This window comes from Spongiibacter sp. IMCC21906 (assembly GCF_001010805.1).
Lineage (GTDB): Bacteria > Pseudomonadota > Gammaproteobacteria > Pseudomonadales > Spongiibacteraceae > Spongiibacter.
In genome coordinates this window covers 1,281,139-1,306,568 of record NZ_CP011477.1, presented here as the reverse complement: position 1 = coordinate 1,306,568, position 25,430 = coordinate 1,281,139, and the positions used below count along the sequence as shown (strand labels likewise).

General features: G+C 51.0%; 25 protein-coding genes and 1 other RNA gene. 5 read left to right on the top strand and 21 right to left on the bottom strand.

Annotation, left to right across the window (positions count from 1 at the left end; all coding sequences use genetic code 11):
* The 14 genes from IMCC21906_RS05985 to rsmI form a co-directional block, all read right to left on the bottom strand.
* Positions 1 to 942 carry a D-alanine--D-alanine ligase gene (locus IMCC21906_RS05985; RefSeq protein WP_047011405.1) on the bottom strand — a complete coding sequence of 314 codons (942 nt, stop codon included), beginning with the start codon at positions 940 to 942 and terminating at the stop codon, positions 1 to 3.
* Complete coding sequence (gene murC / locus IMCC21906_RS05980; protein ID WP_047011404.1) at positions 932 to 2,365, bottom strand: UDP-N-acetylmuramate--L-alanine ligase; 1,434 nt, start codon at positions 2,363 to 2,365, stop codon at positions 932 to 934. The genes IMCC21906_RS05985 and murC overlap by 11 nt, the downstream gene beginning before the upstream one ends.
* Positions 2,355 to 3,440, bottom strand: coding sequence for an undecaprenyldiphospho-muramoylpentapeptide beta-N-acetylglucosaminyltransferase (gene murG, locus IMCC21906_RS05975; RefSeq protein WP_047011403.1), 1,086 nt, complete (start codon positions 3,438 to 3,440; stop codon positions 2,355 to 2,357). The genes murC and murG overlap by 11 nt, the downstream gene beginning before the upstream one ends.
* Positions 3,430 to 4,572, bottom strand: coding sequence for a putative lipid II flippase FtsW (gene ftsW / locus IMCC21906_RS05970; protein WP_052763392.1), 1,143 nt, complete (start codon positions 4,570 to 4,572; stop codon positions 3,430 to 3,432). The genes murG and ftsW overlap by 11 nt, the downstream gene beginning before the upstream one ends.
* Entirely contained in the window at positions 4,565 to 5,923 is a 1,359-nt protein-coding gene (murD, locus tag IMCC21906_RS05965) for a UDP-N-acetylmuramoyl-L-alanine--D-glutamate ligase (RefSeq protein WP_047011402.1), read from the bottom strand. The genes ftsW and murD overlap by 8 nt, the downstream gene beginning before the upstream one ends.
* A gap of 14 nt (positions 5,924 to 5,937) precedes the next feature.
* Complete coding sequence (gene mraY, locus IMCC21906_RS05960; RefSeq protein ID WP_047011401.1) at positions 5,938 to 7,020, bottom strand: phospho-N-acetylmuramoyl-pentapeptide-transferase; 1,083 nt, start codon at positions 7,018 to 7,020, stop codon at positions 5,938 to 5,940.
* 1 nt (position 7,021) lies between these two features.
* Complete coding sequence (murF, locus tag IMCC21906_RS05955; RefSeq protein WP_047011400.1) at positions 7,022 to 8,383, bottom strand: UDP-N-acetylmuramoyl-tripeptide--D-alanyl-D-alanine ligase; 1,362 nt, start codon at positions 8,381 to 8,383, stop codon at positions 7,022 to 7,024.
* On the bottom strand, positions 8,380 to 9,867 hold the full coding sequence (locus IMCC21906_RS05950; protein ID WP_082117377.1) for a UDP-N-acetylmuramoyl-L-alanyl-D-glutamate--2,6-diaminopimelate ligase: 1,488 nt from the start codon (positions 9,865 to 9,867) through the stop codon (positions 8,380 to 8,382). Before IMCC21906_RS05950 ends, murF begins: the two co-directional genes overlap by 4 nt.
* A complete protein-coding gene (locus tag IMCC21906_RS05945) occupies positions 9,867 to 11,606 on the bottom strand; it encodes a penicillin-binding protein 2 (RefSeq protein ID WP_047011399.1) in 1,740 nt (579 codons plus the stop codon). The genes IMCC21906_RS05950 and IMCC21906_RS05945 overlap by 1 nt, the downstream gene beginning before the upstream one ends.
* Positions 11,590 to 11,949 (bottom strand): cell division protein FtsL, encoded by a 360-nt coding sequence (gene ftsL / locus IMCC21906_RS05940; RefSeq protein ID WP_082117376.1) that lies wholly within the window; start codon positions 11,947 to 11,949, stop codon positions 11,590 to 11,592. The genes IMCC21906_RS05945 and ftsL overlap by 17 nt, the downstream gene beginning before the upstream one ends.
* Complete coding sequence (gene rsmH, locus IMCC21906_RS05935) at positions 11,946 to 12,878, bottom strand: 16S rRNA (cytosine(1402)-N(4))-methyltransferase RsmH (RefSeq protein WP_047011398.1); 933 nt, start codon at positions 12,876 to 12,878, stop codon at positions 11,946 to 11,948. Before rsmH ends, ftsL begins: the two co-directional genes overlap by 4 nt.
* 11 nt (positions 12,879 to 12,889) lie before the next feature.
* Positions 12,890 to 13,333: a division/cell wall cluster transcriptional repressor MraZ gene (gene mraZ, locus IMCC21906_RS05930; protein WP_047011397.1), complete on the bottom strand. Its 444-nt coding sequence runs from the start codon at positions 13,331 to 13,333 to the stop codon at positions 12,890 to 12,892.
* A gap of 281 nt (positions 13,334 to 13,614) precedes the next feature.
* Positions 13,615 to 13,964: RNase P RNA component class A (gene rnpB / locus IMCC21906_RS16500), an RNA gene on the bottom strand.
* A gap of 49 nt (positions 13,965 to 14,013) precedes the next feature.
* Positions 14,014 to 14,856 (bottom strand): 16S rRNA (cytidine(1402)-2'-O)-methyltransferase, encoded by an 843-nt coding sequence (gene rsmI, locus IMCC21906_RS05925; RefSeq protein WP_047011396.1) that lies wholly within the window; start codon positions 14,854 to 14,856, stop codon positions 14,014 to 14,016.
* A gap of 54 nt (positions 14,857 to 14,910) precedes the next feature.
* Between rsmI and IMCC21906_RS05920 the strand changes: the two genes are divergently transcribed.
* From IMCC21906_RS05920 to IMCC21906_RS05905, 4 genes are read left to right on the top strand one after another with little or no spacing between them, the layout of a single operon-like run.
* On the top strand, positions 14,911 to 16,857 hold the full coding sequence (locus IMCC21906_RS05920; protein WP_052763391.1) for a penicillin-binding protein activator: 1,947 nt from the start codon (positions 14,911 to 14,913) through the stop codon (positions 16,855 to 16,857).
* A 2-nt stretch (positions 16,858 to 16,859) separates the two neighbouring features.
* Entirely contained in the window at positions 16,860 to 17,240 is a 381-nt protein-coding gene (locus tag IMCC21906_RS05915; protein ID WP_231580326.1) for a YraN family protein, read from the top strand.
* 9 nt (positions 17,241 to 17,249) lie between these two features.
* Positions 17,250 to 17,846 carry an SIS domain-containing protein gene (locus IMCC21906_RS05910; protein ID WP_052763390.1) on the top strand — a complete coding sequence of 199 codons (597 nt, stop codon included), beginning with the start codon at positions 17,250 to 17,252 and terminating at the stop codon, positions 17,844 to 17,846.
* Positions 17,843 to 18,406 carry a BON domain-containing protein gene (locus IMCC21906_RS05905; protein WP_047011395.1) on the top strand — a complete coding sequence of 188 codons (564 nt, stop codon included), beginning with the start codon at positions 17,843 to 17,845 and terminating at the stop codon, positions 18,404 to 18,406. Before IMCC21906_RS05910 ends, IMCC21906_RS05905 begins: the two co-directional genes overlap by 4 nt.
* 191 nt (positions 18,407 to 18,597) lie before the next feature.
* Here the strand turns inward: IMCC21906_RS05905 and IMCC21906_RS05900 are convergent, their stop codons facing one another.
* From IMCC21906_RS05900 to zapE, 7 genes are all read right to left on the bottom strand, one after another.
* On the bottom strand, positions 18,598 to 18,996 hold the full coding sequence (locus IMCC21906_RS05900; RefSeq protein WP_047011394.1) for a ClpXP protease specificity-enhancing factor: 399 nt from the start codon (positions 18,994 to 18,996) through the stop codon (positions 18,598 to 18,600).
* Positions 18,997 to 19,011: 15 nt separating this feature from the next.
* Positions 19,012 to 19,659 carry a stringent starvation protein SspA gene (sspA, locus tag IMCC21906_RS05895; RefSeq protein WP_047011393.1) on the bottom strand — a complete coding sequence of 216 codons (648 nt, stop codon included), beginning with the start codon at positions 19,657 to 19,659 and terminating at the stop codon, positions 19,012 to 19,014.
* Between the two features lie 94 nt (positions 19,660 to 19,753).
* Entirely contained in the window at positions 19,754 to 21,811 is a 2,058-nt protein-coding gene (locus tag IMCC21906_RS05890) for a ubiquinol-cytochrome c reductase (RefSeq protein WP_047011392.1), read from the bottom strand.
* Positions 21,811 to 22,407, bottom strand: a complete 597-nt coding sequence (petA, locus tag IMCC21906_RS05885) for a ubiquinol-cytochrome c reductase iron-sulfur subunit (RefSeq protein WP_047011391.1) — start codon at positions 22,405 to 22,407, stop codon at positions 21,811 to 21,813. The genes IMCC21906_RS05890 and petA overlap by 1 nt, the downstream gene beginning before the upstream one ends.
* A gap of 237 nt (positions 22,408 to 22,644) precedes the next feature.
* Entirely contained in the window at positions 22,645 to 23,037 is a 393-nt protein-coding gene (gene rpsI / locus IMCC21906_RS05880) for a 30S ribosomal protein S9 (RefSeq protein WP_047011390.1), read from the bottom strand.
* A 12-nt stretch (positions 23,038 to 23,049) separates the two neighbouring features.
* Positions 23,050 to 23,478, bottom strand: a complete 429-nt coding sequence (gene rplM, locus IMCC21906_RS05875) for a 50S ribosomal protein L13 (protein WP_047011389.1) — start codon at positions 23,476 to 23,478, stop codon at positions 23,050 to 23,052.
* Positions 23,479 to 23,584: 106 nt separating this feature from the next.
* Complete coding sequence (zapE, locus tag IMCC21906_RS05870) at positions 23,585 to 24,691, bottom strand: cell division protein ZapE (protein WP_047011388.1); 1,107 nt, start codon at positions 24,689 to 24,691, stop codon at positions 23,585 to 23,587.
* 258 nt (positions 24,692 to 24,949) lie between these two features.
* Between zapE and IMCC21906_RS05865 the strand changes: the two genes are divergently transcribed.
* Positions 24,950 to 25,423 carry a YhcB family protein gene (locus IMCC21906_RS05865; protein WP_047011387.1) on the top strand — a complete coding sequence of 158 codons (474 nt, stop codon included), beginning with the start codon at positions 24,950 to 24,952 and terminating at the stop codon, positions 25,421 to 25,423.
* Positions 25,424 to 25,430 lie beyond the last annotated feature (7 nt).

Below are 25,430 nucleotides of genomic sequence, written 5' to 3'. Positions count from 1 at the left end.
TCAGCGATCTCCAAACACGCATTGGGTAAAAATATTTAACACCAAGTCGTCAAAACTCATTCCCGCCTGTCGGGCAGCCATGGGCACCAAGCTGTGATCGGTCATTCCCGGTACTGTATTTACCTCTAAGAGAAAAAACTCACCGCGCTGATTTTGCATCACATCGACCCGGCCCCAGCCGTGACAACCCACGCTGTTAAATGCCTCTAAGGCCAATGCTCTTAAACTCGCTTCCAACTCATTGCTTAAACCACAAGGGCAGAGATAGCGCGTCTCGTTAGAAATATATTTGGCGTTAAAATCGTAAAACTCAGCATCGGTCTCAAGCTTGATAGCCGGTAACGCGCTATCCCCCAATACCGCAACGGTATACTCGCCGCCACTAATCCACTGCTCCGCAAATACCCGACCATAATCGCTGGCAGCGCGCCAAGCGGCTTCTAACTCATCCGCAGATTTTGCCCTTGCCATACCAATGCTGGAGCCTTCGCAAGCCGGCTTAACAATGACCTGCCCCAAGGCGTCAATAATGCCCTGCCAATCACTGGCGGCCGTTAATTCTGTAAACGTGGCACTGGGTAAACCTGCGCCCTTCCACAATAATTTGCAGCGCAACTTATCCATGCCCAAAGCAGACGCCATCACGCCACTGCCGGTATAGCGCTTACCCATGCATTCAAGCGCGCCCTGAACCGTACCGTCTTCTCCACCCGGACCGTGCAAGGCAATAAACACATGGGATATATCGCTCAACTGTTGCTGCCAATCCGCGTCAGCGACATCAACCGCGATGGCCTCAAGCCCTAATCGCGCAAACGCTTCCAGTACTGCCGCCCCACTTCTTAAGGAGATTTCACGCTCGGAAGATTCACCACCTAACAGCACGGCCAATTTGCCGCCAATTGCATTGCGCAGGGCATTAACGTCAAGTTTATTGCTCATCAGCAGACCTCCAATTCTCTGCGGCCAACTGCTGGGCAAGAGCGCCAATGTTCCCAGCGCCCTGGGTTAACAGCACATCGTCACTGTTCAAATTCGCTTTTAAAATACTGGCAGCGGCTTCCGGCGACCCGACAAAAACCGGTTCCATTCCGCCCTGCAGCCGAATGCTACGACAAAGACTGCGACTGTCCGCACCAGGAATCGCCTCTTCGCCAGCTGAATACACATCGAGCAACAACAACTTATCGACAGAGGACAATACTTTGACAAAGTCTTCGTACAAATCTTTGGTGCGGGTAAAACGATGGGGCTGATAAAGCATGACCAAACGGCGGTCTGGCCAGGCCTGACGGGTAGCCGCAATTGTCGCGGCCACTTCGGTGGGATGATGACCATAATCATCCACCAGCATAAAGCTGCCTTCATCCATCGCCATTTCGCCATAGCGTTGAAAGCGACGCCCTACACCTTGAAAGTTTTCAATGCCGCGTTGAATGGCGCCATCGTCCAAACCTTCATCACTGGCCACTGCCACTGCAGCGGTAGCATTTAATACATTGTGGACACCCGGCTGATGGATACACATCGACAGCACACTGTTATCAGGACGATGAACTTTAAAGCAGCTCTTCAAGCCATGTTTACTAAAACTATCAATGCGGTAATCGGCATCTTCACTAAAACCATAGGTCAGGGTTTGCCGACCAATGTCTGGCAACAATTCCCGTACCACGGGGTCATCAATACAGACCACCGCCACGCCGTAAAATGGCAGGTTGTGCAAAAACTCAATAAAGGTACGCTTCAGTTTCGAGAAATCACCGTCATAAGTCGCCATATGATCGGCTTCGATATTGGTTACCACCGACACCATCGGCTGAAGGTGTAAGAAGGAAGCATCGCTCTCATCCGCCTCCGCCACCAGATAACGGCTTTCACCCAATGCCGCGTTAGTACCTGCACTGTTAACCAAGCCGCCAATCACAAAGGTGGGATCTAAATCTGCCTCAGCAAAAATAGAGGTAATCAAGCTAGTGGTGGTGGTTTTACCATGGGTACCTGCCACCGCAATACCGTGGCGATAACGCATTAGCTCAGCCAGCATTTCTGCCCGACGCACAATGGGCACCCGTTTGCTTCTGGCTGCAGCGACTTCTGGATTTTGCTCACTGACCGCCGTCGACGTAACAACGACATCAGCATCGGCAATATGCTCACCGCTGTGACCAATAGCCACCTTGGCACCCAGTTGCTGCAAACGCATTGTAGTTGGGCCTGCTTTTAAATCAGAACCACTGATTCGGTAGCCCAAGTTAAGCAGCACTTCAGCAATACCGCACATGCCTGCGCCGCCAATGCCCACAAAGTGAATGCACTTAACGCGGCGCATTTCTGGCACTACAAATGAGTGTTTATCGGCCATGGGCAAACTCCATACATTCGTCTGCGGCCACTTCTGCAGCGTCGGCTTTGGCTAACTGACGAGCTGCCTCAGCTTTTTCCAGCAACAGATTCCTATTCCCTTCCAGCGACATTAAATAATTCTTTAATCTAGACACCGTAAACTCGGATTGATCAATAATTTCTCCACCGCCGCCATTGGCAAACCAAGCGGCATTGGCCCGCTGATGGTCGTCGATGGCATTGGGCAGCGGAATTAGCACGGCAGGCACACCCGCTGCCGCCAACTCTGCAACGGTGAGCGCACCAGCTCGACAAATCACCACATCGGCCCAGGCGTAAGCGCCCGCCATATCCGCAATAAATGCCTCAGCTTTGACATCGACACCGGCATCGCGATATGCCGTTTGAACAGCCTCTTCGTGAAGCTTGCCGGTCTGATGCCAAAGCGCGGGGCGCTGACTTTCTGACAAGCTTTTCCAGCACTCAACCACCACCTCGTTTATGGCTTTCGCGCCCAGGCTTCCGCCCAGTACTAATACTCGTAAACCACCTTCCCGCGCTTGCCAGCGTTGTGCCGGAGCAGCCAAGGTTGCGATATCAAGCCGCACCGGGTTGCCGATAAACTTGGCTTTAGCGCCGCCCAACTCGATGGGGTAGCCAGTCATGCAAACCGTGGCTAATTTAGCCAGCATACGGTTGGTGGTACCGGCCACGGCATTCTGTTCTTGAATTAATACCGGCACTGACAAAAGCCGGGCAGCCAAACCACCAGGACCCGATGCATAGCCCCCCATACCTAAAACACAGAAGGGCTTGAGCTTTCTAATCAGCGCCATGCTCTTCAGTACTGCCATGCCGGCTTTGGCCACGGCCAACAAACGGAACAAAGGGTTCTTACCTCGCACACCCGTCATATCTAACTTGTGCAGAGGATATCCGGCCTCGGGTACCAGGCGCGCCTCAATGCCCGCATCTGTTCCCAGCCAATGAACGGCGACACCCCGATCAGCCAGGACTTTAGCAACGGCCAATGCCGGGAACACATGCCCGCCAGTACCGCCTGCCATAATTAATATTGTGGGTTCAGCGGCCATACTTCCCCCTGCACTCACGTTCAATTCGCGCCACGATGGCCACCATCGCCAGACACACGATCAAGCTGCTACCGCCGTAACTAATAAACGGTAAAGTCAGGCCTTTGGTTGGCAGCAAACCGATATTGACGCCCATATTGATAAAGGCTTGACCGCTGATCATCACCGCAATGCCATAAGCAACATAGGCATGAAAATGCTTACCAGCCATTTCTGCATGGCGACCAATGTGCAAAATCCGGCCGATCAAACCCACAAACAAACCCAGCATTAATAAGGTGCCGAGAAAACCAAATTCCTCTGCAAAAATCGCAAACACAAAATCGGTGTGGGCTTCTGGCAAATAAAATAATTTTTGAACGCTATTACCCAATCCAACACCAATAATTTCACCGCGGCCAAAAGCAATAAGTGACTGGGTAAGCTGATAACCCGAGTTAAACTGATCGGCCCAAGGGTCGGTAAAAGCAGTGAGGCGCTGCATGCGGTAGGGTTCAAAAATAACCATAGCCACCGCGCCAGCCACACAGCTGAGGATAACGAGCATAAACTGGCCCAGCTTAACGCCACCCAGAAAAATCATGACAAACGCGGTGCCCGCGGTAACAACCGTAGCGCCAAAGTCGGGCTCAAGCATCAATAACAGCGTCACGGCAAACAACACTGCCATAGGCTTAATAAAGCCCGACCAACGTTGTTGCACCTCATCTTTTCGGCGCACCAAATAGCCAGCCAGATAGAAGATGACAAATAATTTAACGAACTCTGAAGCCTGAAGCGTCAACGGTCCCAACGCCAACCAGCGCCGACTGCCATTCACCTCACGGCCCACACCCGGAACCAGTACCAATGCCAGCAACACAAAACCGATAAGCAGCCAAAGCCAGCTACTGCGCTCCCAGGCATCAATGGGGGTAAGGTACATCACTACACTCACCACCAACGCGATGGAAAAATGAAAAAAGTAACGCTTGGCAAAAAAGAAGGCATCGCCATAACGACCCGCAGCATGTTCTACCGACGCCGAGACCATCGCCACAAAACCCACAAACAATAAGGCAACCAGCAATAGCTGCAGAACCCGGTCAACGCTTTGCAATTCCCGCCACGTTTGAGAGACCATACTAGTCATTGGCCACCTCACTCGTGAGCTGGCTCACCGCCTCAAAAAACAACTGGCCACGATGGGGATAGCCGTCAAACATATCAAAGCTGGCGCACGCAGGTGATAGCAGCACCACATCACCGCTTTCAGCCATATCAAAGGCTGTTTGTACTGCCTCGGCCATATCCGCGCAGTGTACAGAAGGGACTCGACCCGCAATGGCCTGCGCGATGTTATCTGCGGCTTCACCGATAAGCACTGCAGCTCTGCCATGTTTAACCAGCACCTCAGCAAGAGATTTAAAATCGGCGCCTTTGCCTTGGCCTCCGGCAATCAACACCACCCTGCCTTTATCTGCCAGCCCAATAATGGCCGCCTCGGCAGCTCCAACATTGGTGCCTTTCGAGTCGTTATAAAATGTAACCCCCCGGCACTCAGCAACAAATTCACAGCGATGCGCCAAGCCTTTAAACCTTTGCAACGCTTCAAGCATTGGTGGTAAAGCCAAACCCGCGGCACTTCCCAGCGCTAATGCCGCCAATGCATTGCTAAGATTATGGCGCCCTGGAATCATCACATCTTTAACGGGCATGACGGCTTCACCCGCCAAGGCGATATACTCTTGACCGTCGACATCTAAAAGACCAAAACATCGAAAATCAGAACGACCCAATCTAAATTCCCAGCGTTGTACATCATCCGGAAGCAACGGCGAACTCAAGGCATCATCACGATTGATGACCGCTTTTTTGCACGCTCTAAAAATTCGGTGCTTAGCTTGATGATAAGCAATCATACTGCCGTGATGATCCAGATGATCTTCGCTGACATTCAACACTGTCGCGACTTCAGCACCAATATTGTCACAGCGCTCCAGCTGGAAGGACGACAGTTCAAGCACATAAAGCTCGACCTCATCATTCAACAGATCCAGCGCGGGCGTCCCTAGGTTGCCACCCACCGCAACGTTTTTACCTGCTTTAACGGCCATTTCACCCAACAGGGTGGTCACCGTGCTTTTTCCGTTTGATCCAGTAATGGCAACAATCGGCGCTTTCGCGTGTTCGGCAAAATAACTGATGTCCCCAGATATTTTTACGCCCGCGTCTTTGGCTGCAGCAATGGCTGGTTCACGTAAGGGAATCCCTGGGCTCAACACCAACTCTCCCGCAGAGCTAAATTGATCTTGGGAGAATGCACCCAACACCAATTCAACATCGGGAAATTCTTGTTTAAACAGCTCAACCCCTGGAGGTGCTGCACGGCTATCCGCAACGGCAAAAGGCAGCCCTTGACGAGCAAAAAAACGGGCGAGCGATATCCCGGTCTGTCCCAGACCGACTACGATTCGCTTATTGTCCGTTGCAATCAAAGCCACAATCGCCGCGTCTCCTAACGCAATTTCAAGGTTGCTAGACCAAACAAAACCAGCATGACAGTGATAATCCAAAAACGAACAATCACCCGAGGTTCAGGCCAGCCTTTTAATTCAAAATGATGGTGAATGGGTGCCATTCGAAAAATTCGTCGACCGGTTAGTTTGAAAGATGCCACTTGCAAAATAACCGAGACCGTTTCGAGTACAAAGATGCCACCCATAATAAAAAATACGATTTCGTGTCGAGTGATAACTGCGATGGTGCCAAGCGTAGCCCCCAGTGCCAACGCCCCAACGTCACCCATAAATACTTGTGCGGGATAAGTGTTAAACCAAAGAAACCCCAAACCTGCCCCGGCTAAGGCCCCACAAATAACAATGAGTTCACCAGCCCCCGCAACATAAGCAATATGCAGGTAATCTGCGAACTTCACATTGCCGCTTAAGTAAGCGATTAGACCCAATGCACTACCTACCATCACGGTAGGCAAAATAGCCAAGCCGTCTAAGCCGTCTGTGAGATTGACCGCGTTACTAGAGCCCACAATGACAAAATATGTCAGCACAATAGAAAATGCGCCCATTTCCCAACTCAGGTTTTTAAAGAAGGGAAAAAACAATTGAGTATCAACCGGACTATCGGCAATGCTGTACAAATAAATCGCTGCACCTAAGCCGGCAACGCTTTGCCAGAAGTACTTCCACTTGGCAGGCAGGCCCCGAGAGTTACGCTGAATGACTTTGCGATAATCATCGACCCAACCCACTGCACCAAAGATTGCAGTTACAATTAATACCGTCCACACATAGGGATTACGCAAATCAGCCCAGAGCAAAGTACTAGCAAAAATGGCAACCAGTATTAATGCGCCGCCCATAGTTGGGGTGCCGGATTTACTCAAATGCGACTTGGGGCCGTCGTCTCTTACCGCCTGACCAATCTGGTGGAAATTCAAACGCCGGATCATCCCCGGCCCCACCAACAAGGAAATAGCCATCGCAGTAAGAACACCTAAAATCCCACGAAAACTTAAATACTGGAATACCGCAAAGCCGCTGATGTGTTGACTCAGGTATTCAGAAAGTAGCAGCAACATTTTACCGAGCCTCTCCAGTCAGTGTTTGCGCTAGAGCAGCCACCACGTGGTCCATTCCCGCGCTACGCGAACCCTTGATCAAAACGGTATCTCCACTTTCAATGAATTGTTCAAGGGCAATTGTTAAAGCGTCCCGATCAGAAAAACTTTTTGCACTTGCGCCGAAGGCATCGGCCATTTTTTCAGCCCAATCACCGCTAAAAAACACCGCATCTAAACCCTGTCTTTTAGCGTATGCAGCAACATCGACATGCGACTGGCAAGCGCCATCGCCCAACTCCGCCATGGTACCTAGCACCAACACCCGACGCTGTGGGTAGGCTGCCAGCACATCTATTGCTGCCTTTACCGAACCTGGATTAGCGTTATAGCTGTCGTCAATAATAGTTACGCCATTCACCGACTGTCGATTTAAGCGACCGCTAGTGCTCTTAACAGCAAGTAGACCCGCCGCTACCTGAGCAAGACTTGCGCCTACCGCCAATGCCGCTGCTGATGCCGCCAAGGCATTGGCGATCATATGTTTACCGGGTAACGGCAACTCAATGGCAACCTCACCCTGCGGCGACACCAAAGTAAAACGGCTGGATTCCGGGGCCGAAAGATCTATATCTTTTGCCCAAACATCTGCATTAGTCGCTTCCAAACCAAACAACAGCTGTTTAGCCTCTGCCGCCATTTTTTGCCACAGGGAGCAATAGCCATCATCGGCATTGATAACAGCAACACCGTCGTGGCTTAGTGACTGGAAAATTTCGCCCTTTGTTTCGGCCACACCCTGCAAACTTTTAAAGCCTTGAAGATGTGCAGCTTGAGCGTTGGTGAGGATTGCAACATTGGGTTCGGCAAAATCACATAGATAGCGAATATCATCTTTTTTAGCCGCGCCCATTTCGATAACGGCGTACTGATGCTCGCTATTAATATCTAGCAAACTTAAGGGTACGCCCACCTCGTTATTAAAATTACCTTGAGTGAAATACACCTTGCCGCACTGCTTGAGAATACTGGCCAAGATTTCTTTGGTGCTGGTTTTACCACTGCTTCCGGTAATGGCCAGCAAAGGTCCTGAGTAACGGCGGCGATTTTCTCGAGCGACCAGACCAAGTGCTTGGTAGCTATCCTCTACCATCACACACGGTAGACTATCGTTATGTTCGTTAACGATGGCGGCAACCGCACCTTGCTGCGCCGCTTGAGCAACGAAACCATTGCCATCAAAATGCTCGCCGCGCAATGCCACAAACAGATCGCCGGTTTTCAGCTTGCGGCTGTCTGTACAAACCCCGCTTACCGTCACGTCGGCGCCGAGCATTTGGCCGCCAGTTATGGCTGCGATTTGACCCAAGGACAGCGGTGTCATTGCGAATCCTCCACCGCCAAGGCAGACCTTAAGCACTGCACATCACTAAACGGAAAACGCTGGCCATGTACTTCCTGATAGTCTTCATGACCTTTACCGGCGATAAGAACAATATCCCCTGCGTTAGCCGAATCAACCGCTAAGCGAATAGCCCGATCCCGATCCACTTCAACTTGATAATTAGCACCCTGTAAGCCTTTGCAAATTTCGCTAATAATGCTTTCTGGATCTTCGTTGCGAGGATTGTCGCTGGTAATAATAAGCTGGTCAGCCAGTCGACTAGCAACCTCACCCATAATCGAACGCTTGCTGCGATCCCTGTCACCGCCGCAGCCAAACACGCAAAATAACTGTCCTTTAGCCAATGGCCTAAGCGCACTGAGCGCCTTATCTAAAGCATCTGGCGTGTGGGCATAGTCCACCACATACAAGGTGCCGTCAGTAGACTGGAAGCATTCCATGCGACCGGGAACAGGCCGCAATTTCGGAATAGCGTTTTCTAACAGCGAAGGCTCGACACCCAAGCCCAGCAATACGGTACAAGAGGCAAGCAGATTAGAAAGGTTAAAACTGCCGAGTAACGGCGATGCCAAGGTGACATCGCCAAACTCGCTGCGCAACACACCACGACTACCGTGGATATCGCATTCAATTTGGTCAGCAAACACCGCCGCTTTTCGATCAGAAAGACTGTAATCCAGCACTCTCTGGGCACTGGATTTGGCCAAGAGTTTACGGCCATAAAAATCGTCGCGATTAATGACCGCCAGACCGAGATCGGGCCATGAAAACAATTTCGCCTTTTCGCCAGCATAGCTTTCCATGCTGCCATGAAAATCTAAATGATCTTGGCTTAAATTAGTAAATACCGCTGCATCAAACTTCAGGGCCGCAACCCGGGATTGCGCAATACCATGAGAAGACACTTCCATTGCCGCCCAGTGAGCGCCACCGTCAACCCAATCGCGTAGCAGTGACTGGGTTAGCACCGCATTTGGTGTAGTGTTTATGCCGTCCACGCTAAGCCGACCAATGCGACCACTACCCAAGGTGCCAATTAAGCCGCAAGGTTCTGCCAACTGCTCTAATAACTGAGCGATAGTCCAGGCACAGCTGGTTTTACCGTTAGTGCCGGTCACGCCAATTAACTTCAGTTCCCGCGATGGGTGTGCAAAAAACTCCCCCGCAATGCCACTTAAGCGCAAAGCGAGATCACTCACTTCCACAACCGGCAACGAATACAGAGAGCCATCAATCGGCGCATCGGCAATAACAGCAATCGCCCCTCGACTGATGGCATCATTAATGTAAGCTCGGCCATCAACGCTATACCCTTTAACGGCAAGAAACACGTCACCGGGTTGAACATCTCGACTGTTTAGTGCCAAACCCGTCACCGGTATGGCGGCCACCTCTATTGGCAAGCCTTGCAATAGATCGCCCAAAGATTTTGGTGCAGAGGGGTAAGTTTTTTCCATTGCCATCACGCAGCACCACCCTTCGCAGTAGAATCTTTTGACTGCGTACCATCCAGGCCATCTGTGGCAATATCATCTGGGGCAATATTCAATAAGCGCAAGGCATCCGCCACCACTTTAGAAAACACCGGGGCGGCCACTAAACCACCAAAGTAATCGCCATCGGGCTCATCAATAGTGACGATGGCCACTACCCGAGGATTGGTGGCAGGCGCTAATCCGGCAAAGATAGAGAAGTAGCGATCCTCGGCATAGCCACCCGCTTCTGCTTTATGTGAAGTCCCCGTTTTGCCCGCAACACGATAAGCATCGACTCGCGCTCTGGTCGCAGTGCCGCCGGTTTCCGTGACCGTTTCCAACATGTCGACAACCTGCCGAGCGATCTTGGCAGAAATCACTTGTTTGCGTTCATCCGACTCATCGCGCTTAAGCAGAGAAACCGGCTGAAAAACGCCGTGATTGGCAAACACGGAATAAGCCTGCGCTAATTGCAGCGGAGTGACGGTCATACCGTAACCAAATGCAAAGGTGGCTCGCTCAATTGCGCGCCAACTTGCACGATTAGGCAACACGCCGGTACTCTCACCAGGAAAACCTGAACCAGTGGAACGACCCAAGCCGAAGCGATTAAACACATCCCAAACATCGTGCTCATCAAGGGAAAGGGCAATTTTGGTCGTGCCTACCTGACTGGATTTTTTAAGCACATCAGAAACCGTTAGCACACCGTAATTACGATGGTCTTTAAGGAGTTTTGAGCCTACTTTGATGTAACCCGGATGGGTGTTGATTGGTGTATCAGGCTGATATTTACCACTCTCCAATGCCGCAACCAACGTCAGCGGCTTCATGGTCGAACCGGGCTCAAACATATCTGTTAAAGCACGGTTGCGTAGTGCACTGCTATTAATTTGGCTGCGGTTATTCGGGTTATAAGAAGGCTGGTTCACTAACGCCAACACTTCACCTGTTTCGCTGTCCATAATAACCACCGAACCGGCTTTCGCGCCGGTTCGATTAAGTGCTGATTTCAGTTCTCTGTAGGCTAAGTATTGAAGCCGAAGATCTATGCTCAACTTAAGGTCTTTGCCCGGCCGGGCTGCCTCCCCAGCATCGATCTCTCGGATGATATTGCCGTAAAGATCTTTTAATACCCGTTTTTTTCCGGGGTGCCCCATTAACCAGTCGTTGTATGCCAGCTCAAGACCTTCCTGCCCTCGGTCATCAATATTAGTAAAACCAAGTAAATGTGCCGTTACCTCTCCCGCCGGGTAGAAGCGGCGATATTCGCGCTGCACATACACACCCGGCACTTTCTTAGCCAAGATAGCGTCAGCCTCTGCCGGTGCAACATGTCTGCGCAAATACATAAATTGGCTATTGCCGTAGCGCTTCACTCGACTGCTTAAGTCAGCCAAATTCATATTTAATGAGTTTGCCAGTACGCTCCACTGACCTTGGGCTTGCAGTAATTCTTGCGGATTGGCCCAAATAGACGCAACCGGAGTGCTCACCGCCAAAGGCTCGCCGTTACGGTCCGAGATCATGCCCCGATGCGCGGGAATAACTTCTGTGCGATTAGTACGGGCATTACCTTGCCCCTGCAAAAACCGGTAGCCTCGGTCTACATCCAAAACCTGTAACGTCAGGGCGCGCCATACCAGCACCGCCGCAAGAGCAGAGAGACCGGCCACGACCAGGCGAAACCGCCAGGGCGAGATTGGCGCTTTAATCTGCTTTGCCATATCCCTTAACCATGATGACTTCTCGCATATCAGGTGCTTGCATATTTAATTCTTTCTCGGCCAACCGCTGTACACGATCAGGGGAAGCCCACGTACTTTGCTCCAACAACAAGCGACCCCACTCCTCTTCCAACTGCATCGCCTCCCGACGCAAATCTTGCAGCTCACTAAACATCCGCCGGCCTTTATGAGAGGTCTGAACCAGCGCAATGCACGATGCCAACACCAAAAACAGTGTTACCGGCACCAATAATCCACCCAACGGTGCAGGCGGCAACTCAGTAGAACGTTGGCTTCCGGCGCTGCCTCCAGCAGCTTTAGCTCTGGCCCGCCGCTCACTCATGCTATTTTCTCGGCCACCCGCATTACCGCGCTGCGAGCGCGAGGATTTTGGGCAACTTCTTCAGCGCTGGCTTTTATCGCTTTGCCTATCAATTTCATTCGGCAATTGCGCTGAGACTCCGTCACTGGCAAATAAGATGGCAAGTCATCACCCTTGGCCTGACGTCGCATAAACCGCTTTACCAGCCGGTCTTCCAGGGAGTGAAAACTGATCACCACCAAACGACCACCAACCGCAAGACTGTCCACGACTCGCGCCAACAAATCCTCCAGATCGCCAAGCTCGTTGTTGATGTGGATGCGAATGCCCTGAAACGCTCTAGTTGCAGGGTGCTTATGTTTTTCCCAAGCTGGATTCGCTTCTGTCACTATTTTTGCCAATTGCAGCGTGGTGGTAATTGGCGTCTCTTCCCGGGCTTCAACAATGGCCCTTGCGATGCGCTTAGCAAAACGCTCTTCGCCATATTCCTTCAGCACTGCGGCAATTTCTGAGTCTTTTGCGGTAGCCAACCATTGCGCGGCACTTTGCCCCTGACTGGTATCCATCCGCATATCGAGGGCGCCGTCGCGCAAAAAACTAAAGCCTCGCTCAGCCTGATCCAACTGCGGAGAAGAGACACCCAAGTCCAGCAACACGCCCGAAAAACCGTCAGGATCACCCAGCCTAGAAGCGCCGGCCAAGTTTTTAAATTCTGCAAAAGAGCCTTGCGCAATGGCAAAACGTGGGTCTTCTTCCATCAACGCCACCCCCTGCAAAATAGCCTGCGGATCTTTATCAATCCCCAGCAACCGCCCCTGATTACCAAGCCCCGCCAACACCGCGCGACTATGGCCGCCTCGACCAAAGGTTCCATCCACGTAATACCCGGAAGGTTCCCAAAGCAGAGCCTCTACGGCCTGATCTTTAAGCACGGTTAGGTGTTCAGTCATTATCAATGGCTCTATAGCGACAAGCTGAGCATTTCATCAGGCATGTCATCGCTTTCGCTGGCTGTAGCAAGACAGTCAAACCAACTGGACTCACTCCACAACTCTAATTTTTTACCCTGCCCAACCAACAACAACTTTTTTTCCAAACCGGCGTAATCTCGCAACGGCGGCGGCAACAGCACTCGACCATTACCATCCATTTCCAATGGCGTGGCATAACCCAACAATAAACGTTGAGCCATCCGCGCTTTGCGGTTGAAGTTAGGTAGCGCCTCTATTTTGGGTAAAAGATCCGCCCACTGAGGCTCTGGATAAACAAGCAAGCAGCGCTCTTCGGTGTCGGCAGTGATCACCAAGCGACCTTCACAGAGAGACGACAGGGCGTCGCGTATTTTGGCTGGAATCGCCATACGCCCTTTTGCGTCCATTGTGATTGCATGACTGCCAAGAAACACGTTTTCCCACCTGAGAGCTCAGTTAAACCGCAAAAAACCACTAATACCCACTTTTCTCCACTAGGCGACACTATAGGAACACCGCATGCAAGGTGTCAAGGTGAACGTGCGGCGAATTGCAGGCATTTTTCTCAAAAATACCAATAACTTGCAGGCATCATGAGAAACCAAACCTTCAGAAAAGAAGATTAAATTTACCAAAACAACAGGATGGAAATCGCACTTAAAGTAAAACCTTAAGACGAGAAGGGAATAGAGATAAAAAGGAAGGGGGAAGTAAAAAAATGAGTCGGCCTATAAGCCGGGTTCTGTCTTGGACGACCATTCATCTGCGATTTGCGTCACCACAAACCTCTAGCGGCCTACCCGAATCCACTGCGGGCCACAGCATTGGATTCCTATTTGGCCTTGCTCCAAGCGGGGTTTACCATCGCCGTGAACTGTTGCCAGTCACGCGGTGCGCTCTTACCGCACCTTTTCAACCTTACCGGCAGCACGCTGCTTAGGCGGTTTCCTTTCTGTTGCACTTTCCGTAGGCTTTCACCTCCCAGGCGTTACCTGGCGCTTTGCCCTGCGGAGCCCGGACTTTCCTCCCACAGCTTGCGCTGCACGCGGTCGCCCGGCCGACTCAACTGTAAGAATAACCAGTAGTTTAAACTAACGCAAGCATTGCTACGAACTTATTGCAGATTTTCCAGCGCATACTTATACAAGGCGTTCTTTTTTGCACCACTGATTTTAGCGGCCAGCGCTGCCGCCTGCTTCAAGGGCAACTCTTCTGTCAGCACCGTCAATGCCTGCAAGGCCTCTGCTGAAATTTTTTGGCCGTCCCCAGCATAGCCCTCAACCACCAGAACACACTCGCCGCGCTGCTGATTTGAGTCCGCTGCAACCCACTCGCAAAGCTCGGCCAGCGGCAGTCGCTTTACCGTTTCAAATAGTTTGGTGAGCTCTCTAGCCAAGGTCACCCGTCGCTCACCACCAAACACTTCTTGCATATCTTGCAAAGAAGCCAGCAAACGATGAGGGGCTTCGTAAAACAACAAGGTGCGGGGTTCGCGCTGCAGAGCCTGCAGCTGCTGCAGGCGACCATGTTGTTTTGCCGCTAAAAATCCTTCAAAAATAAAACGGTTAGACGGCAAGCCCGATACACTCAATGCCGCCACCATCGCACACGGCCCCGGAATAGGTACCACGGCAAAGCCTTCACTCAGCGCAGCATCTACCAAGCGATAACCCGGATCGGAAATTAACGGCGTCCCCGCATCTGACACCAGCGCCACACTCCCACCTCCGCGCAATATCGCCAATACACCGTCTAAATCAGCATCGTTACTGTGGTCGTGATAGGCTTGCAAGCGCACTGAGATATCAAAATGCTTTAACAACTGACGGCTATGGCGAGTATCTTCAGCCGCAACCAATGACACAGATTGTAGGACCTCTATCGCTCGGGGTACCATATCGCCCAAGTTCCCAATAGGCGTGGCAACGACAAATAGACTGGGGGTGGATAATCCCACGGTAGCGATCCTCTCTCTTATATTAGGCTCGCGCAGACTAACAACGGCGGATCAATGAAGACAAGACTTTTTGCAAGCCTGCTCGGCCTTAGCCTCTTGGCAGCCTGTGCTGGCCCCACTCCAACACCGGGCACGCCGGAGCAAACAGCCAAAATCACCCCCAAAGCGCAGGACAGCGCAGGCTCGGCGCCTATATTCAAAATGCCTGCACCGAGCAAGCACCCAAGACCCAAAATGGTATTTAATCCAGCTACCGCAGATGCCGCGATGGCCGAGCAATGGATTAGTGAAGCAGAATCTGCCTCGCCTGAGCAATCTGCCGAGCTGCTACTTCGCGCCGCAGAGGTTCTGCTCCGAGAAGGAGAACTGGACCGCGCAGACGATATCGTCAGAGAGCTAATTATACCCGAGCTAGCCCCCAATCAAGCAGTGCGCCTTTCACTTGTTAGAGCGCGGGTTTTTAGAGGCCACGCTCAATTCCAAGAAGCCTTGCAGCAACTCTCGGACCCTCTAGTACAAAGCGCCATCATCGATGCTCCGCTACCCCGCCAACTTCAGTTCAGTCAGCTTAGAGCCAGCTTATTTGCCATTGAGGGCGATCATCTAAGCGCGGCCCAAGAATGGATTTTTATCGATCCCTTGCTGGCCTCATCCCAACAAGGTCACAACCGTGAACAAATATGGAGCTCGCTGATGCAAGTTCCTACCGAGGTATTGCTGCAACATCATAATAGCGCCAGCAATCGCGACTATTTAGGTTGGCTGGAGCTCGCCTCCGTCGCCAAAGACAATCAAGGCGACCTCGAATCCCAAGTTCGCCAACGCGATGCCTGGTTAAACCGCTGGCCTCAACACCCAGCACGCAAAAACCTACCCGGTGGCCTCGACAAACTCGACCAGCTTATTGTCGAGCGCCCGGATAAAATAGCCCTACTGCTTCCTGTCAGCGGCCGCCTTGCCGCTTACGGCAAAGCCATTCGAGATGGTTTTTTTGCAGCCTATTACGCCTCCCTTGAGCAAGGCGCCCGGTTGCCGCAAGTTAAGCAGTACGACACCGAAGGTAGCGACATTGCCAGCGTTTATCAGCAAGCAGTACGCGATGGCAATAACCTGATTGTTGGCCCACTGAAAAAAGAAAATCTAACCGCCCTGGCAAATAATGGCCGCGGTAATATGCCGGTCCCCACGCTGGCCCTTAACCGTATTCCCGGTGATCGCTTTCCTAACGGCCTGTATCAATTTGGCCTGAACCCCGAAGACGAAGCCGAACAAATCTCCAACATCGCGCTCGCCAAAGGCTATCGCCGAGCCATGATTATTACCCCTGAAGGGGCTTGGGGCGGAAAGGTTGCCCAGGCTTTCTCTGACAACTGGCAAAAAAACAGAGGCATCATTGTTGCCAGCACCAACTTTGACGCCGACAGCAACAATTACTCAAAACAGATCAAAGATGTGCTGCAAATCGACGCCAGCATTCATCGCCGCAATCAACTTCAGCAAATCATTGGTAACCGGCCGCAATTTGAGCCCTACCGCCGCACCGACGTAGACTTTATTTTTTTGGTAGCCCGGCCCAACGAAGGTCGCGCCATTAAACCGCTGCTCGCCTACCACTACGCTGGCGACATCCCCGTCTACGCCACCTCTCATATTTATCGAGGCACCAGCAGCCCCGATAAAGACCAAGACATCAACGGGGTGCACTTTATTGATATCCCCTGGATTCTCAATGAGACCTCACCTCTTCGCCAAGCCATCAGCAACGAATTACCCCACAGCGGCAATTATCAGCGCATGTATGCCTTAGGGGTCGACAGTTTTCGATTACAATTGCGGCTGAGCCAGCTCCAACACAACGACAGCGGCAGATTATTTGGTGAAACAGGTACCCTTCGCTTAAACGACAAACGCCAAATTGAGAGAAAGCTGTCACTGGCCGAAATCCAAGAAGGCAAACCCGTAACCGTCCCTATGTCTGAAGAAATCGACACACTTCATTAAAAATGATGAACTGGTTTGGGAATAAACCTGCGGCAGACCGAGGCCAACAAGCTGAACTTGCCGCCCAGCGTTATTTATCCCAGCATGGTTTAAAGGTATTGCAATGTAACTATCGCTGCAGACATGGCGAGATCGACATTATTGCCAAAGACGGTAATTTTTTAGTGTTCGTCGAGGTTCGCTTACGGCAAAATCCCCGCTTCGGTTCTGGGGCCGAGTCCGTCACCAAGAACAAGCAAAATCGACTTGTAAAGACAGCACAGCACTATCTGAGCCACAAGCTAAAACGTGAACCTTCCTGTCGCTTCGATGTCATTGAAGCGTTAGTAGACCCAAACGGAGACTGGCAACTTACATGGTTACAAAACGCATTTCAGGAGTAAATTGACGGCGTGGATTATTCTGAAAGCGTAGTCGATCTTTTTCATCGGCATATTGAAAGCTGCATGTACACCATGGAAGCCATAGGGCCCAGCGTTGCCGCTGCCAGCGAGTGCATTGTTGCCAGCATGCTCAACGAACGCAAAATTCTATGCTGCGGCGAAGGCAGTTTTGCCTTATTAGCCCAGCAACTCGCTGGCAATTTGATAAACCGTTTCCAACGTGAACGACCATCCCTGCCCGCAATGGCGCTCAACACCGACGCCGCCACCCTCACCGCGATTGCTGCGGACAGTGGTTACAATGATATATTTTCCAACCAGATACGCGCGCTCGGTCAAGAAGGCGACTGCCTCGTTTTACTTTACTCAGGAAACGGCAGCACCAACACCTTGCGCTGCATACAATCCGCACACGAACGCGGGATGCGTGTCATTGCGCTCAGTAACCTCAACGGCGGTGACGCCAGCGCACTGCTCTCAGCAGAAGATATTGAACTTGCGATACCGGTAGAAGACAAACCCCGGGTTATCGAGATGCAATTAATTGCCATACACAGTATTTGCGAACTTGTTGACGCCCAATTATTTGGAATTGAACAGCCATGATTAAATCACTCAGCCTTATTATTGCCGCCCTTACTATCAGCGCCTGCACCCAAGTCATTACCGCAACAACAGAGCAACCTCTGCAGGAAGATCCCAGCACCCGCAGCCTGGGCAGCTACATTGACGACGAGATTATTGAAACCAAGATCTCGGTCAACATTCGCAATACCAGTGCCGAGCTAGAGGCCGCTCACATTAATGCTGTCAGCCACAACGGCATCGTTTTACTCACAGGTCAGGCGCCGAATAACGATCTAGTGAATCAAGCCTTTGATATCGCTGAAGCCGTGAAAAAAGTGCGCAAAGTACATAACGAGATAAGCATTGGAGAAAACTCCAGCATGCTAGCCCGAAGCAATGACACCTGGATTAGCACCAAGGTAAAAAGCAAGCTGTCATTAAACAGCCAGCTCGATGCCTCGCGAATCAAAGTAGTCACCGAAAATGGCACGGTTTACCTAATGGGGTTAGTCTCTCAAGCCGAAGCAGAAACCGCGTCTAAAGTCGCCAGCGAGACAAGCGGTGTCCAGAAAGTTGTGCGCGTATTTGAGTATTACTAAAGACTAAAAACGTCGCGGCGCGCCGCATAGCGCGAGATTGACCGGTGCACGACCGCTTGCAGGTAAGCAAGCAAAACTTCTAATCAAAATCATCGAAAGCAGAACTGGCTAGAAAAATCTCAGAAGCAAAAAGAAACTAAACCGGCACAAAAAAGGGGCTGCGCTATGGCGAAGCCCCTTTTTCTTTTTGTTTACTTCACAACTTTCAGCTTGGGCCGAGCATCGTTTTTATTGCTATCACTAGAGCTCGGCGAAGGCGGCATTGGGGGCTGAGGCTCGTCAGCATCAAACAACATGCCCTGACCATTTTCCCTTGCGTAAATACCCAACACCGCCGCCAGAGGCACATGCACACTTTGGGGCACCCCGCCAAAACGGCCATTAAAGCTCAGCTCATCGTTTCCGATATCCAAGCCCACAACCGCTGAAGACGAGATATTCAAAATGATTTGCCCATCCTGAATATATTGCTGGGGCACTTGCACGCCCTCCATTTCGGCATTCACCAAAATATAGGGCGTACAGTTATTATCCGCGACCCATTCGTAAATGGCCCTGACCATATACGGCCGGCTAGATGTCATTGCCATAAAACTTTAAGCCTTTCAGGCGACCGAAACTTGATCTCGCATTTCCCGCTCTTTTTCCGTCAAACTTTCTTGAAAAGAGGGACGATCAAACAAGCGCTGCATATACTCTATCAGCGGTTTAGACTGACGAGTTTGCGGAAGAACAACACCCAGCTGAGGAAGCCGCCACAAAATCGGCGCCAAACAGCAATCAACCAGCGTGAACTCTTCATTCATGAAAAAGGGCTTTTCAGTAAAGATCGGCGCAATGGTTAACAAGCTATCCCGCAAATCTTTTCTCGCTTTATCCAGCTCTTTCTGGCTCGGGTTGCTGAGGATCTCATCAACCAAACGACACCAGTCACGCTCAATACGATAAATATACTGACGGCTCTCACCCCGCGCCACTGGATACACTGGCAGCAAAGGCGGATGAGGAAAGCGCTCATCGAGATACTCCATCATCACCTTGGACTCATAGAGCGCAAGATCACGATCCACCAGGGTTGGCAGCGTGTTATAAGGGTTTAACTCCGTGACCTCTTCAGGCAGGCTATTCGGGTCCACATCAATAATATCAACCGTCACGCCTTTCTCGGCCAAAACAATTCTTACTCGATGGCTATAGTGACTAGCCGCATCCGAAAAGAAGGTCATGGTAGAACGTTTGGCAACCACGCCCATTGCTTGTACCTCTGATTAATATACTAAGAAAACAAACGGGCGGCCTGAAATCAGGCTGCCCGCATTGAAACTGGAATGTAAAGGCTGACGCCTTTTAGTGTACGTCTTTCCAGTACTCGCGATTCAACAAATACGCGAATATGAAAAACAATACAATGAATGCCAGCACATAAACGCCAATTTGCTTACGCTTGGCCTGCACGGGCTCACCCATGTATTCAAGAAAGTTTACCAAGTCGTAGATGACCTTGTCATATTCATCGGGGCTTAGCGCGCCCTCAGGAGAATAAGTGAAGCTGCCACAAGGATTAAGCGCTTCGCCATCATCACCATAAAGAATATCTTCACCGGTCAACTGATCACGGAGAATACCGCCATTTTCGGCATGAACCGGACCCGGTGCACACTCTGGCATACCCTGTAATTCAGCCAAAACATGGGGCATCCCCACATCTTTAAAGACCTTGTTGTTAACACCCCAAGGACGAGACTCGTCTTTGTGGAATGTCCGCAAATACGTGTACAGCCACTCTGGGCTGCGGGCCCGGGCCACCAACGTCAAGTCTGGAGGCGCAGCGCCAAACCACTTCTTTGCATCTTCAGCGGCCATTGAGTTCGTCATTAGAGCACCAATCTTAGCTGACCGGTCAAACTTCAGGTGCTCTTCAAACAAATCCGCAGGAATACCCAAATCATCGGCAGCCCGCTGGTAGCGACCATACTGCAAAGAGTGGCACCCCATGCAGTAGTTCATGTAGGTCTGAGCACCGCCCTGTAAAGACGCTTTATCCGTAATATCCAGATCGATTTGATCACAGGCAACGGTACCGCAATCAAAAGCAGACTCAGCCCCCGCCGCCTTCAATGGCAATATCGTTAACAATGCCACCACCAGCAGCACTAACATGCTTTTCCAGAAGCCCATACCACCATCGGTCACTCGCTCTGGCACTGGTTTGGTCGTTTCAAAACGCGTCCAAATCGGCATAAACAAGAAGAAACCAAAATAGAGGACTGAGCAAATACGCGCCAGCAATGTCCGCGCTTCAGTTGGAGCCTTCACACCCAACACACCCAAGATCAGGAAGGACGCAACAAACACCAAAATAGCAATTTTACTGATACGGCCCTTATAGCGAATCGACTTTACAGGACTACGATCAAGCCATGGCAACAAGAAGATAATGGCCACTGATGCCCCAAAAGCAATAAAGCCCAGCAACTTATCAGGTACAGCACGCAAGACTGAATAGAAGGGCGTGAAATACCAAACCGGCGCGATATGCTCTGGCGTTTTCAAGCCATTAGCAATTTCAAAGTTAGCGTACTCAAGGAAGTAGCCACCCATCTCTGGGCCAAAGAAGATAATCGCACAAAAAACGAACAGGAATACCCCAATCGCCGTCAAGTCGTGAACCGTGTAGTAAGGATGGAAAGCAATGCCATCCAAAGGTACACCGTTTTCGTCCTTGTTCTTTTTAATCTCAACGCCATCTGGGTTGTTCGAGCCTACTTCATGCAATGCTAAAAGATGCAGCACCACCAAACCTAATAGGACGATTGGCAATGCAATTACATGCAAAGCAAAGAAGCGGTTCAGGGTAATGCCCGAAATCAGGAAGTCACCACGAATCCACTGAACAATATCTTCACCAACTACAGGAATCGCGCCAAATAGCGAGATAATGACCTGCGCACCCCAGTAGGACATCTGCCCCCAGGGCAACACGTAGCCGACAAAGGCTTCCGCCATTAGCACCAAGAAGATCAGCGTACCGAAGATCCAAATCAGCTCACGAGGCTTTTGATAAGAACCGTAGAGCAAAGCCCGGAACATATGCAGATACACCACCACAAAAAAGGCTGAAGCCCCGGTGGAATGCATATAGCGGATAATCCAGCCAAATTCCACATCCCGCATGATGTATTCCACCGAGCGGAAGGCTTCTTCAGAACTGGGGGTGAAGCTCATTGTCAACCAAACACCGGTCAACAACTGGTTTACAAGTACAACCAGTGAGAGCACACCAAAGAAGTACCAAAAATTAAAGTTTTTAGGCGCATAGTACTTACCCATATGGGTGTTCCACGCACGCATAATTGGCAGCCGAGCATCAGTCCAGTCGCGCAATCCAACTAACAGCTTAATCATTACGCAGCCCCCTGGTCTACACCGATGACAAGTACACTCTCACCCTCAAAAGAGTAAGGAGGAACAATAAGGTTTTGCGAGGCAGGAGAACCGCTATAAACACGACCCGCAAGGTCAAAGCGAGAACCGTGACAAGGACAGAAGAAACCACCGACCCAAGCACTGCCACCCAAATCAGGCGTACCGACTTCAGGGCGAAACTTTGGCGCACAACCCAAGTGGGTACACAATCCAACAAACACCATAAGATCCGGACGAATCGCACGTGCAGTGCCTTCAATATATTCTGGCTGATCTGCATTCTCTGATTTTGGATCTTTCAGATATTGACCAAGCTCGTCGAGCTCACCAACTTGCTTTTCAGTACGTTTAAGCACGTAGACTGGCTTACCACGCCACTCCACCACAATCATTTGACCGGGTTGAAGCTTACCGATATCGGCCTTTACTGGCGCACCGGCTGCTCGGGCTTTAGCACTTGGATTCCACGACCCAACGAATGGCGTCGCTATCCCGACTGCCCCGGCGGCACCCACAACCGAAGTTGCTGCCGTCAAGAAGCGTCGACGCCCCGTATTCACGCCGTCATTACTCATGACGATTCCCCCATAACACACGAAAGACAGGGCGGGCTCTCCACCAAGAAGAACCCGCATCTATAATTATAAATGGGCCAAATAGTAATTAACTTGGCCCGCGCTGACAATCATTGCTGCATCTAGTTTCGTGCTCGCAATGTTTTAGGCAAAAAAAAACGCCCACAATCGTAAAGGTCGTGGGCGTTTTTTCGAGAGCCACTTGCGCAGCCTCCATCGACCGTAAGGTCGTGGCGATTAACGCTTGGAGAACTGAGGCTTCTTGCGAGCTTTGCGCAAACCGACCTTTTTACGCTCAACTTCACGCGCGTCACGAGTAACATAACCCGCTTTACGTAAATCGCTGCGCAGGCCTTCGTCATATTCCATCAACGCACGGCTAATGCCGTGACGAATAGCACCGGCTTGACCGAAGCTACCACCACCACTGACCGTAATCTGAACATCAAACTTCTCAGTCATCTCAACCAATTCTAAAGGCTGACGCACAATCATACGCGCCACTTCGCGACCGAAGTATTGATCCAGCGTACGCTTGTTGACAGTAATTGACCCAGTCCCGGACTTAAGAAAAACCCGAGCTGATGAAGTTTTACGGCGACCAGTGCCGTAATATTGGCTAGCTGACATATTTCGCTTCCGTTAGATATTCAGTTCAACTGGTTGTTGAGCAGTGTGGGGGTGCTCAGTACCAGCGTAGACTTTTAATTTTTTGAACATGGCCCGACCCAGAGGGTTTTTAGGCAGCATGCCTTTTACCGCACCTTGGATCACACGCTCAGGGGCTTTATCAATCAGCTTTTCAAAGCTCATAGATTTCAGGCCGCCGGGGTATCCGGTGTGGTGATGGTATATTTTGTCCGTGGTTTTGCTGCCCGTTACACGCACTTTCTCAGCGTTAACAACAACAATATAGTCACCGGTATCAACATGTGGCGTAAATTCAGCTTTATGCTTACCGCGCAGGCGATGCGCAATTTCACTGGCCAAACGACCCAATGTTTTTTCGGCGGCGTCTACCACGTACCAGTCGTGTTTCACATCCTGAGATTTTGCACTAAAGGTTTTCATTTTCTCGCCTATGGGGCCCGTACCGAACAAAGAGCGCGAATACTACATAAGCGCCCAAGCTTTTTCAAGCGGAATTAACAGCTTTTTAGAATGCAGCAGCCCTTATTTAAGGACGGTGCTCCTCAGCCAAATATTCGGTAGATTGCATTTCCAGCAAACGACTTTGGGTGCGTTCAAACTCAAAGTCCAACCTGCCGCCTGAATATAGCGCCTCCAACGGCGCAGCCGCAGAGAGTACCAGTTTTACATTGCGGTCGTAAAACTCATCGACCATATTTATAAACCGCCGAGCCTGATCATCTCGCCCCGCCCCCATAACAGGAACGTTACTGACAACCACCGCGTGGAACACCCTGGCAATTTCAATATAATCGTATTGGCTACGAGGACCGTCACAAAGCTCAACAAAATCAAACCAAGCTACATCATCAGCCACATAGCGCGCCCGAATCTCTCGGCCCTCTATCTCCAGCAACGGATCAGATTCCGCCTGCTCTGGCGCCAAGCTGCGAAAGCTCTTTTGCAAACTCAGCTCTGCCTCGTCATCAAGCGGATGATGATACAGCTCCGCCTGCTCCAACGCTCGCAGCCGGTAATCCACCCCGCCATCAACATTCACTACCTGAACATTTTCTTTAATCAAGGCAATGGCAGGTAAAAACCGCGACCGCTGCAAGCCGTCTTTATATAGGCCGTCAGGCACAATATTGGACGTTGCCACCAACACAACCTTTCTCTCAAACAAGCGCTCAAACAGCCCGGCCAAAATCATCGCATCGGTAATATCAGACACGAAAAACTCATCAAAGCAGATAACCCGTGCCTCATCGGCAATACGATCAGCAACGATAGCTAGCGGATTTTTCTGCCCCGCCAGACTTTTTAACTCTTTGTGCACCCGTTGCATAAACCGATGGAAATGGGCACGCATTTTTCTTTCAAACGGTAAGGTGTCGTAAAATGTGTCCATGAGGTAGGTTTTGCCACGCCCGACCCCACCCCAAAAATACAGCCCCAACACCTGCTTATCCTCACCCTGCTTGCCGGTGAGCTTGGCCGCAAATCGCCCCAGTGCCCCCTTGGGTTTATCATTAACGATAAGCAATTCATCGTATAGACGCTGCAAGCAGCGCACGGCATGCTCTTGAGCAGCGTCGTAACTAAAGTCAGCTTGATTAAGATCACTCTGATAACGCTGCAAAGGAGTCGACATAGACGTTTCCTAACGGGTCTGTTTTACAAGGGCACTTTTACTGGTACTGATACTGGAACTACAGGATCCCCAATCACTCTATTGTAACCATAAAGATAGAGTGGGCCAGTTGACTGGCCGCTGAGGTAAAACGCGGAGAACTTTACCCGCCCAGACTATCCTTGGCAATTTTTTGACTTTAAGTACTGCCCAGCGGCAAGCGAGGGGATATACTTAACCAAGGCACCGCTGTCCGTTTTCGCCTGAGGGAGAATTTTTGTGAACGACGAAACCACCGTTATAATCGTTGCAGTAAGCTGCTTAATCATTGGCGCATTGCTCGGTTACTTTCTACTTGGCCGCCTTAAACCCGGCCAACAGAGCCGCACTGCCATTGAAAAACAGTTTAACGATATCCAGAAGCAACAACGGGATTACCAACAACAGGTCAACCATCACTTTGACCACACCGCCGAGTTACTAAACGACTTGGCAGAAAGCTATCGCAGCGTCCACAACCATATTGCTGAGGGTGCAAAAACTCTTCACAGCAGCGGCATCAGTCCTCTGCAGCCCCTGCCTGAAGGCCGCCCAGTGCTGGATAACCAGCCAAGCAACATCCCGCCTTCACAGCAACCACTGGACTACGCACCCCGGGAACCCGGTAGCAAGGGACCACTCCACGAGGAGTTCGGCCTAGAGAAAAGTGAACGGGAAAAACACCCCGAACCCCCTGTCGCACCCCACGCCTAAAACCGCC